The organism is Streptomyces sp. sk2.1, from assembly GCF_008120935.1.
Taxonomy (GTDB): Bacteria; Actinomycetota; Actinomycetes; order Streptomycetales; family Streptomycetaceae; genus Streptomyces.
The window spans coordinates 818848-829540 of record NZ_RDBO01000077.1 but is presented as its reverse complement, the minus strand read 5'-3'; the positions used below and the strand labels follow the sequence as shown (position 1 = coordinate 829540).

The window sequence follows — 10693 nt, the reverse complement described above, 5'->3', positions numbered from 1 at the left end:
TAAGAGGTCGTTTCTTATGGCGGCACGGCTTGAATGAGGGCAAGCGATCGGTTCGCCGTGTGGGGGCTGCTCAGGGCAGCGGGGTATGAAGATGCATACTCATCTGAACGCGTGAGCGTGGGAAGAGTGGCTGATGTTTGCTGTCATGGTTGGAGCCGTCGTGGCGGGCTTCGGGATCTGCCTCGTGGCGAACCTGTGGAACCTCGCAGATCGGATCTTTTCCTACTATTCCTGCCGCGTTTCGATGGGAAGCGCTACGGCTGGGACGTTTCGTCTGGTGGGAGGAGGAGCGGTTCTGGTCGGGCTTTTCTGGATCGCAACCGCCCTGTCTGAAATGTTTTAGGCCGTCAACTGCGTGTGAAGCGGCGATGGCAGATGAGTACGGCGGCTATGCCGACGAAGGCGAGGAAGTGTTCGGCCTTGCGTTCGTAGCGGCGGTGCAGACGTCGGCAGCCGGCCATCCAGGACACCGTCCGCTCGACCACCCAGRGGTGGCGTCCGAGTCGCTGTGAGGACTCGATGCCCTTGCGGGCGATGCGGTGCCGGATGCCGCGCTTGCGGAGCCATCGGCGCAGGTGGTCGTAGTCATAGCCCTTGTCCGCGTGGAGCCTGTCGGGCCTTCGGCGGCGTGGGCCTCGCCGGGATCGGATGGGCGGGATCCCGCGCACGAGCGGCTGGAGGCCGAGGCTGTCYTGCATGTTTGCGCCGGAGACACCCAGCGACAGCGGCAGTCCGTTCCGGTCAACAATCAGGTGGATTTTCGATCCCGCCTTGCCGCGGTCGGTCGGATTCGGTCCCGTCAGTGGCCCCCTTTTACGGCCCGGAGGCTCACGGAGTCGATGGCGCACCGGGACCAGTCGAGCTCGCCACGGGCGCCGAGTTCGTCGAGGACGACACGGTGGAGCCTCGCCCAGACCCGGTCCCGGCTCCACTGGGCGAAACGTCGGTACACCGTCTGCCAGCACGGACCGAACACCGGAGGCAACTGCCTCCACGTGCAGCCTGACGTCGCCACGAACACGATCGCGGCCAGGGCCTCACGGTCACCCGCCCGACGCCGACCCCCACCCTGCGGACGCTTCACCTCCGTCGGCGGCACCACCCGCCGAAACAGCACCCACAACTCGTCCGGCACCAGCCGCTCAACCAGATCCGTCATGCACTTTTCAACGAACGACAACGCCATAAGAAACGACGTCTAAGCATCAACTGCACGCGTGGGTTGGCTTGCTCACTCCGTGTCGTCGATGCTCAGCTGACCCCGGGTGATCTGCGTACGCTCCGTTGTCTCAACGTGCAGCAAGGCGTCCAGGTGGCCGACTGTACGTACGACACTGGCGTCGTAGAGCCAATGCAGATTTCCTTCGCGTTCCAGCCGGCCATGGACCTGCACGGCAAGATTCTCCTCATACGCGTGGATGGCCTCGTGGTACTGGTCTTCGTCTGCCAGCCGTACACGCACCTTTCGAGGCTGCCCGCCCATGACGTTCTCGACGCCGAACACGCCTGGGCCGTCTGCCTCTTTGCGTGCCAGTAGGTGAACCCGGCCAGTCAACGTCATGAAGCCGGAGTCCTCCGCCGCAGCGAGACGATGCGCTGCCTTCTCCAGGATGAGGGCATCGCCACCGGAGAATTCGTATCGCGATACAGGCTCCTCGAAGCCTCCGGGAACGGAGGTGTCCCATTCGATGGTGATGTCCGAGCCGTCAGAGTGTTCGGTGATGCCGAGAATAGCGGTCGCCATCTCGTACGAGACCCCCTCTCGTACACCCACGTCGAAGCCCGTAAGCGACCCGCTGGAGCGGTAGTGGTCGATAGCCTCGACCGTGGCGGACAGTGCTTTCACCACCGCATGGCTCACATCCCGACCGTACGGTCCTGCCGCCGCCCCCACATCTAGGGCCGGTGCCGCAGCAGAGGGCCTACGGATCGGTACAGTCGTCGCAGATGGGGCAAACGCCTTCACGATGTAACTGCCTGGCTCTGTCTGCCCCATGAGCACCGAGTCGAGGTAGCGGTTGGCGAACTGGCCATGTCGGTTGCCAAAGTGCCGTACCTGGTCAACGTACGACTTGGCCCCCGCGACCAGGGTGCGGCGTGCACACGAGATGAGCCGCTCTCCCTCTCGCCAGGAGATGAGTCCACTCGGAAAGGCCGCCTCTCTGCGGAAGCGGAACTCGTCCGTGGGATCGGTGAACAGCCGTGGGGCGATCGCCCGGGCCCACAGACTTCGGAAAGTGGGAGCGCTGACCTGCTGGAGCAAAGCTTGGAGGGCCTCGATGTATTCCGGCGCTTCGCGGTCCAGCGGTACGACGAATGATCCTGCCCGAGAATCGGGCTCACCAGGAGGTGCAAGCCTGCTGTAAACGCCAGTGCGCCGACCAACGAGCGTCCAGCCTGCTTCCGTCATCAGGGTGGTAAGCCGGGTCGGATCGACGCGCCACAGATCGAGTTCGGTTGATGCCAGATCAGGCATGGAGCGGTTCACCTCTCTCGATCTTTCCCATGATGGCAGTCAACGCCTCGGCGTTGAAGAGATTGGCGGTGGGGATCCGCACTGACGGCTTCTCTGCAGGAGGAACCGTCATACCCTCCAAACTGATCCAATAGCAGGCCTGCTTGACCTCTAGATGCGTGTGCGCCGTCCGTGTCCACTGGGCCTGCCCCTTAGGGATCGCCATAACGATCAGTAGGGATTTCATACCCATCCGGGGGCGGACCAGCCGTTCCATGTAGTCACGCTTCTCGAAGCGGTAGCGGAACGATTCCGTGCTGCCATCGACGGCAATCTGGGTGGTGCTCTTCATCTGGACGTAGAAGCTTGCCTCCTCCCCGAGAGGGTCGGAAGATGTGCGTACGAGCATGGCGTCTACGCCGAACATATCGCGGCCCTGCTTGATGAAGAGGCAGCCCGCAGTCGCGGCGACGCTCTGCATGTAGCCCTCTTGGAGCTGTTCCATACAGGTCGTAAACGTCCGGCGGTCCACAGGCTTGGTTATGCCGCTTCTCGTGGCTTGCGACATGGGTGGCCCCCCTTGGTTGCCCGCGCCCCAGCGCACGCAGCATACGTTTCCCCTCCTCGGTTGTGTAGACCATCTGTCAGAACGCTATCGACAGCCACTGACAGGGGCCCGGAAACGCGAGGAGGGCAGAATCACGCCTACTCAAGAGGGGTGGGCCACCTAAGCAGCACGATCAGAACCACCCGCTCCTTCCCCGAGGAGGCGCTTGACGGCAGACTCATCCCCTACATCTGGCATCTGGCGTGCACAGCCCGACGCCGGCGCAGACCGCGCCTCGACAACATGCCGACTGGCTCAACCCGCTCCGATACTCACAGGCCGCTCTCCCCGGTCCGTGCGCAGTGGAGTGTCCGGTTGCGACTTGGAGATCATCATGCGTCAACTGCCCGTACAGGACCTACCTCGGCCGCCACGAAGCCGTGGCGCGCTGAACTAAGACGGAGGGTTGCAGATCCTCCCCGCACACTACTGACCTGCCTCTTCCCCAACCCACCCCATGGGCATCTAGTCTCCAGACCACGCCCACTTAGGGCGGAGAGACTGCTAAGTAGCGTGGCTCCTGATGCACGCCACACGACGAGCTCCAGCGGTCCGTTGCGGGCCCAGTTCCCTCCGAGTCGGGCAGGCTGAGACCTAACCCCACTCACAGCTATACAGTGCTACATCCGCGAATCGTTGGACAGCAGACGAGCGTTCACAACAGGGGGCACCAAGATGAACGGCACGGAGGAGTCAGGGCGCGATTTCGAGGTTCGAGGGCTAGAGATCTCCAGAGCCATTCACGATCCACACGGACTTCAAGGCGCTGTCATGCACAGAGGAAAGGAGCGTGACGCCCTCTTTATATCCGAGGAATCAATTCACGCCTACGAGTTTACCGTCGACGAGAAAAAGGCAAAAGCGCAGAAAGATGCCGAAAAGCTTCGCGAACTCTTGACAGACCTGAGAAAGATTCCAGACAACGCATACAAGAGTCTGACCGGATGGTTTGTTACACGAGGAGAGCCGACTGCCGAGCAGCGTGGGGCAGTCCAAGAAGAGGCTCGCAAAGGGAATGTCACCATCCACGCCATCAGTGTGTCGACGCTCCAGCGACGTCTCTGCAATTCGGAGGACTACCTACGCTCCCGAGACAACGCACCTTTCGGCAGTATCCACTATGCACGCGAAACGGCCAGCACCGATGTAAAGGTGGATGTATCTTTTAACGACGACACCGAATCCCACTTGGGTATCAGCGAACTATCAAATAGGCTCCTAGATGGGTTCAACGCGCTAGTTGTAGGCGAGTTCGGCGTAGGAAAGAGTCACGCACTACGCGAGCTGTACTACGAGTTGAGAAAACTACACTTTCGCAAGAAGAAGCTCACACCCTTTCCGGTGCACATAAATCTGCGAGACTGCGCCGGACTCAAGACTCCTGCCGAAATATTGCGTCGCCATTCCGAAGAAATCGGATTCGGCAACGACCGTAGCCTCATTTCGGCTTGGCGGGCGGGTGCTTGCATCCTGCTTCTCGACGGATTCGACGAGGTCATTCCTTCGAAATGGCTTGGAAGTGTTTCAGATCTCAAGGAGGTTCGTCGAGCAGCATTGACCCCCGTGCGCCGGCTCGTGGAGGAGACTCCGACTGGAACGGGCATTGTAGTCTGCGGACGGTCTCACTACTTTTCATCCCATTCCGAGATGGCAGAGACCCTCGGCTTCGAGTCTTCAAACAGCCTTATCCGAATCCGCGATTTCACCGAAGAACAAGTAAATCAGTACCTGCGTACAGCCGGCGTTTCAGGAGCCGTTCCGGATTGGTTGCCCACGCGACCGCTCCTGATTGGATACCTGGTCGCCATGGATGCTTTCAAAGATCTAGAGACGTCAAAACAGGCGAGCCAGGCGACGGCCTGGCGCATGTTTTTCAATAGCATCTGTGATCGAGAAGCGAGGATGTTCAGCGCGGTGCGCCCTGAGGTAATCAAGGCAATCGTCTCTCGGGTGGCCACTTTGGCGCGGTCTCAAGGAGACGAAACCGGTCCTGTAGGCATGGACCTGATGCGCACAGCCTTCATTAATATCAACAATAGGCAGCCGGACGAAGAGGGACTGCAGCTTCTTCTTCGCCTTCCCGGCCTCGCGATCTCCGATTCCGGATCCGACGAGTCTCGCATTTTCGTCGATCACAACCTTGCAGATACAGCATACGGGGAGGATCTTGCTGACTATCTCGCGAACCCCTACGATGAGCACCCACTTTCGGATGTTGCCTCCTGGATTACCTCTGCGAGTGACCTAGGCATTGACGTAGCCGCACATGCTCTAGAAGGACGAAACCTTACTGCTCGTGCAGCGTTGGCCACCGCATCTCGGCGGCAAAACCAGGCACAGTTCGATGCCGTTCTAGCTGACACCCTGCGCGTGGCTTCGGCGCTCGAGCCAGCAGAGGACGGAAACCGTAGCACCTTTATCGTCGAGGGAGTATTTTTCGGTGAGTTGTCTATCAGTAGCGGGAACTCCCTGACAAGCCGGATCAGCTATCAGGACTGCGTTATCGAAACCCTGGACATCTCGATGACGGAAGAGGGACAAAGTTTTCCTCACTTCCAGCGGTGCATTATCGGCTTCCTCGATGGAGTTTCCTCGGTTCCGGCATGGTTGACCGGAAATTTCGCCGACTGTGAAATCGAACGCTTCTCCCAGCGATCACAAACCACCGCTGGAATCATGCAGATGACTCTAGACCCCCGCACCAAAGTAGCCTTGACAATAATCAAGAAGATCTACAATCAACGCGGGTCTGGACGAAAAGACAGCGCCCTGACTCGTGGTCTGGACCAGGCAAGCAGGAAACTTGTTCCGGGCGTTCTGAGCAGCCTCCAGTCTGACGGCTGGGTGCATCGCAACACGGCTGGCCGTAACACTCTGTATCTACCTGTCAAGGGGCGTCGGCCCGCCGCGCTTCGCGCCTTGGAGAAGCCGGGTGAGTTTCGGCTTCCAGAACGGAAGAGTTAATACCGTCTGACAGGTGTTACCTAATTTCATCCGCTATCGATCTACAGAAGTGGGCGCTTCGTCCACACACATGCACCCTGGCTTGCGTAAAGGCAGGGTGCATGTGAGCCAGCCGCGAGCACACCCAGACGCACCTTAAAATCTGCGCTTCCCCCGCCCACGAACATATGCGCCTGAAGCACGGAGAACGCGGTGTGGCCGTCGAAAGTACAAGGTTGGTTGCATCGACCAACGGCCCGCTGTGCTGACGAACTCTTCAGTCCGCTGGCCATGGTGGTTGTCCGATGCAGCCTCAACCAGCACCGGACAGACGTGGTGTTCTGCGTCCTGCGCAGGTGAGCCCTGCGAGTCCCGAGTCAGTTTGCGAGCAACGTTGCCGAGGTCTCAGAGAACTCTGCGGCTACCTGCGATTTCGCCTACGGAGAGCACCCCGGCGCCCGTCGCTGACCGTCGAAAACGCAGGGTGGACCTGCACGAATCGGTGGTCGCTGTGCGGACTGACTCTTCATCTCGCAGGTCAGGGCTGTGGACGGATGCAACCTTCAACTGCACGCGACAGTCGCCGTCCAGAACCAATGCCCCCACGCAGGTCGGCCCGGCTGCACGCAGACCGCTTCGGCGAGTGGGGGCCGGACGGCCATGGGGCTGCGCCCTGCGCACAGGCCGGTCCGGGCCGGCCCCGCTGTCAGTACCTGCCCCTAGCATCCGGCCATGAGCATGATCGGGGAGTACGCCCGCCTGACACCCGCCGAACTCGATCGCGCGATCCGCGACCCCGAGTGGGCCCAGGAGTATGTCGTCGAACTGATCGAGGCAGAGCTGGACGCGGAGCCCGCGGCACCCGAAGCGCGTTGCCACGACATCGACAAGACGTGGCACGCCCTCGACTTCCTGCTGCGCCGCATCGACTTCCCCGTCGACATCGTGCACGGCGAGGAGGAGATCCCCGGAGCCGAGGGCTGGGGCTACGAGCCACCCCGCCACCTCACCCCGGAACGCGTCCGCGTCGCCGCCGAGGCGCTCGCCGCCACACCTCACGAGACCCTGACCGAGGGCGTGAGTTCGGCAGAACTCGCCCGGGCCGAGATCTACCCCGCCGCCGTCTGGGAGCGCGGCGAGTCACTGGACTACGTGACCAGCCACTACCAGGAACTGGTTCCGTTCTTCCGGGCAGCGGCAGACGCCGGGGACGCCATGCTCATCTGGCTGGACTGACGACCTTCGCCGCCCCGCGAGCCACGGGCCGCCGTTCCGGAGATACTTCCCCTCCCTCTCCGCCCGTCAACAGCGGCAGCCACCGGATGCGGGCCGGGGAATCACATGCGGGACGGAAGGAGACCGGGACAACCGAGGACTCAGCTTCCAGCACCCGTCCCGCACTTCAGTTCACGCTGAGCGAATTCCACGAACTGCCTTAGCAGCTTCGGCAGGACGCTCGGCAACTTGGCTTTGTCGGGGGCGCCACCCGCATCAATGAACAGGTTGATGTACTTCCCCGGCGATCCGGGACCGCTGGAGGGTTTGCACGTGAAATAGGCGGCAGCGCCGATGTCCCAGAGGATACCCTTCTTCCCCACGTTGATCGAATGCGGTTTGGCTTTATCCATCGAGGTCCAGTCGATCTGATCCTCAAAGCCTCGAAGGGTGGCATTCACCATAAACGCCGGAGCTCCATCAATGCTGAGTGAGCATGTCACGGAGTCGAGGTCCTCAACCAACACGAAAGGCCTGTGTGACACGGTGGCTTCGTCACCCGTCGGCAGGATGGGCGACACATCGCTACTGGCGAAGGCGTTCCAGCAGATTCGCTTGGGCAGTTCCGGGACAGCCTTTCTCTCACTGTCCGAACAGCCCGTCAGAAGACCTGCCAAGATCACAAATATTGATGCCACCGCTGCGGCATTCACGAATCGGCGCACGATTAACTTCCCTTGAGGGTTGAACTGGCGACCAGATCACGCCCCACCGAATGTGCCGTCGCGGCATGGATCGAGGCCGACCCTTGGTACTCCTTGATCTGCTCAGTCGTCAGACCGGCTCCTCGCCCAGCCGTCGCCACCGCTGCCGAGGCGGCCTCCTTGGCGGACGCCTCGGCGGACGCGTAGTCTGCCGCGGATTCATGGCGAGAATTTTTCACTGTGTCGTGCTCTGCGTTCTTCACGGCGGACTCGCTGACGTCTTCCTTGATCCAGTCCACCACGTCGCCGCCTACGGGAAGCATCTCGATGTACTTGGCCCCGATGGCATCGATGATGCGATTCGCCCACTTCGCATTGTCTGCGACGCCCTGGTTGTATTCCTTATCCGCAGCAACCTGCGCATCGAAGGTGCCTTGCACCCTCGCCTCGGTCATGATTCCGGCGATCTCACCGCCCGGGTGAACTGCGTTCCGTATCGCCTCACCCGTTTCACCGTGCTTCTCGGGATTCTGGAAGACATCGGAAACCAGCGCTGTGGTGTATGCCTGCTGGGCGTTGGTGATCGCTCCGTACGCCTGGGGGTCCTGGCCGACCGCGCCGAGGAAGAAGGCCATCTCGTCCTTCTTGAATTTCGCGGGCTCACCGAACGGCTTGATCTGGTCGGCGCCGTTCTCGGCCGTGGCCTGCAGGTCGGGCATGTACTCGGCGGCCATGTTGCCGAAATTCTGGGTCAGCCCGCTGAGCCGCCCGCCCTCCGTCACGAGTTCGGGCTCCGCGCCGATCTTCGCGACGACCTTCTCCATCAGGCCGCTCATGGTCTTGCCGTGCGACACCGGCCGCGCGTCCTCGTCGCCCGGTACCCGTCCCGTGACCGCCGCTTCCAGGGCGTTGCCCATGGCTGTCTGACCAGGGTTCTGCTCACCGCCGCCGACCGTGTCGTACCAGTCGCTCTCGGGCTTCTTGTCGAGCATGTAGTCGATGACGCGCTGCGCCTTCTCCTCCTTGGGCTTGACGTCGTCCGTGGTCACGACGCCGTCCTTGTTGGTGTCCTCCCAGAGCGGCTCGTCGAAGAAGGCCGCTGACGCCCCGGGGTTGTTGCTCATGGCCTGCATCAGACCGGTCAGGGGGTTGAAGCCCCTGCCGCCCGTCTCGTCGAGGTTGATGAGCATCTTCCGGTCCCACGGCAGGTTCTCGTGCCAGATCTCCGGGTTCTTCTTGTCCATGGCCACCATGTCCCGGCCGACCGACAGCAGGAAGCTCTTGTCGTACGTTCCTTCCCGGAGGAGCGCGCCCAGCGCCTGGTAGCCGTACAGCTTCGCGGAGCCGGCGCCCGGTACGTCGATCTGCTTGTGACCCGCCTTCATGAGTTGCGTGGTCCACCCGGGGCCGAGGTAGTCCACTGTCGACGCCTTGGTGGCGAGACCCAGCATGGCGCCCATGTCGCTCTGGATGTTGCGGACCATGTTCACCCGGTCCTGGCCGGCCGGGCCGAGGGACGTCGCGTCCAGCGACATCCTCGTGTAGGCCTCGAGGGCGCCCTCGGCAGTCAGTTTCCGGTAGAAGTCCGGGGCGAACTCCGGGTCGCCCCGGTTGTCGTCCAGGAGGTCCTCGAGTTCCCTCAGTGCCGCCACATTGCGCGCCGTGCCGCCGTCCCCGGTGACCTTCTTCATCAGCTCCGCCGCCCGGTCCACCTGCTCGGCGTCCAGGTTCGTGTACTTGGGGGCCGTGAAGTTGTGGTCGTCCTTCACATTCGCCGCGAGAGCGCGCTTCAGCGAGTCGTCGGCGTCGGAGCAGTCCTCGACGAGCCTGTCGATCCTCCTCTGCCACGAGGACACGGCGTCGTTCTGCTTCCGCAGGGCTTCCGCGTAGCCCGGTTCATGGCGCGCCGCGGTGTCGCCCTCCAGGTCGTACCGCGGCCTGACCTTGCCCTTGGCGTCCACATGGATCCCGGCGGCCGGGCCCTCCTCGTCCCTGATCCTGACGAGTGCGTCCCTGGCGGTCCTGAACGACGTGTGCGCATCCGTGAGCAACAGTTTGATGCCCTCTGCCTGGGCCCCGGCGTCCTCGAACTCCTTGGCGGTCTTGGCTATGAAGGGTTTGGTGACGTCGGAGTTGGCGCCCTGCCATCGCGCCTTGTCGGACTTGGCCTTCATTCCCTGCCGTGCGTCGTCGGCAAGCTTCTCCAGCTTGGTCGCCATTTCCGACCAGTTGTCCGCGGCTTCCTTCAGCTTGCCGACGGGCGCGTTGACGACGTCATCGAATGTCAGCACGATGTTCCCGCCCCGCCCTACTCGTAGTACTTGCTGATCTCGGACACGGAGAGCAGCTTGCCGCCGATGTCGGCGTCGTTCCCGGCGTGAACGGACTTGCTGTAGTCGAGGTGGTCGGATATCCGGGCGCAGGCGTCCAGGAGGGTCCGTAACTGGCTGTTCCACCGGTCATGCACCTTCAACAGCTGCGCTCCGCTGGTGAAGTTGCCGTTCGTCAGGGCGATCGCCGCATCGAAAGTGGCGGAGCGGGCATGGTCACCGTCCCGGGAGAGCCTGCTCCGCAGCAGGTACGCCTCGTGTCCTACCGCCCCGAGGTCGTCCTGGTTCACCACCAGATCGGCCGCGCCTCCTGAGGCTCCCGCGCTTCCCCCGACTCCGTTCGTCTGCATGTGAGTCGGCCTCTGCCGGGCGGCTTCGGTCTTGATCTGCTCCCACTCGTTCCAGGCCATCGTGCGCCCCCGTTTCGGCCGGTTCCCGT

Annotated in this window: 8 protein-coding genes; 2 read left to right on the top strand and 6 right to left on the bottom strand. The window is 62.2% G+C overall.

Features of this window, described 5'->3' with window-relative positions; translation table 11 throughout:
• Window positions 1-347 precede the first annotated feature (347 nt).
• The 3 genes from EAO76_RS30985 to EAO76_RS30975 form a co-directional block, all read right to left on the bottom strand.
• A protein-coding gene (locus tag EAO76_RS30985) for an IS5 family transposase (RefSeq protein WP_399463389.1) occupies window positions 348-1159 on the bottom strand; the annotation gives its coding sequence in 2 pieces (ribosomal slippage) (window positions 348-826 and window positions 826-1159; 813 coding nt in all).
• 72 nt (window positions 1160-1231) lie between these two features.
• Window positions 1232-2476 (bottom strand): hypothetical protein, encoded by a 1245-nt coding sequence (locus EAO76_RS30980; RefSeq protein WP_148839188.1) that lies wholly within the window; start codon window positions 2474-2476, stop codon window positions 1232-1234.
• A complete protein-coding gene (locus EAO76_RS30975; RefSeq protein WP_148839187.1) occupies window positions 2469-3023 on the bottom strand; it encodes a DUF4365 domain-containing protein in 555 nt (184 codons plus the stop codon). The genes EAO76_RS30980 and EAO76_RS30975 overlap by 8 nt, the downstream gene beginning before the upstream one ends.
• A 714-nt stretch (window positions 3024-3737) precedes the next feature.
• Here EAO76_RS30975 and EAO76_RS30970 point away from each other — a divergent pair.
• Window positions 3738-6026: an NACHT domain-containing NTPase gene (locus EAO76_RS30970; RefSeq protein WP_148839186.1), complete on the top strand. Its 2289-nt coding sequence runs from the start codon at window positions 3738-3740 to the stop codon at window positions 6024-6026.
• A gap of 711 nt (window positions 6027-6737) precedes the next feature.
• Entirely contained in the window at window positions 6738-7241 is a 504-nt protein-coding gene (locus EAO76_RS30965) for a YfbM family protein (RefSeq protein ID WP_148839185.1), read from the top strand.
• A 140-nt stretch (window positions 7242-7381) separates the two neighbouring features.
• On the opposite strand, the gene EAO76_RS30960 is transcribed toward EAO76_RS30965, so the two are convergent.
• The 3 genes from EAO76_RS30960 to EAO76_RS30950 are packed head-to-tail and all read right to left on the bottom strand — an operon-like array spanning window position 7382 to window position 10664.
• A complete protein-coding gene (locus EAO76_RS30960; RefSeq protein WP_148839184.1) occupies window positions 7382-7945 on the bottom strand; it encodes a hypothetical protein in 564 nt (187 codons plus the stop codon).
• A gap of 2 nt (window positions 7946-7947) precedes the next feature.
• Window positions 7948-10215, bottom strand: a complete 2268-nt coding sequence (locus tag EAO76_RS30955; protein ID WP_148839183.1) for a DUF6571 family protein — start codon at window positions 10213-10215, stop codon at window positions 7948-7950.
• A gap of 17 nt (window positions 10216-10232) precedes the next feature.
• The gene (locus EAO76_RS30950) at window positions 10233-10664 is read right to left on the bottom strand and encodes a hypothetical protein (RefSeq protein ID WP_148839182.1); all 432 of its coding nucleotides are present in this window, start codon (window positions 10662-10664) and stop codon (window positions 10233-10235) included.
• Between the last annotated feature and the right edge of the window lie 29 nt (window positions 10665-10693).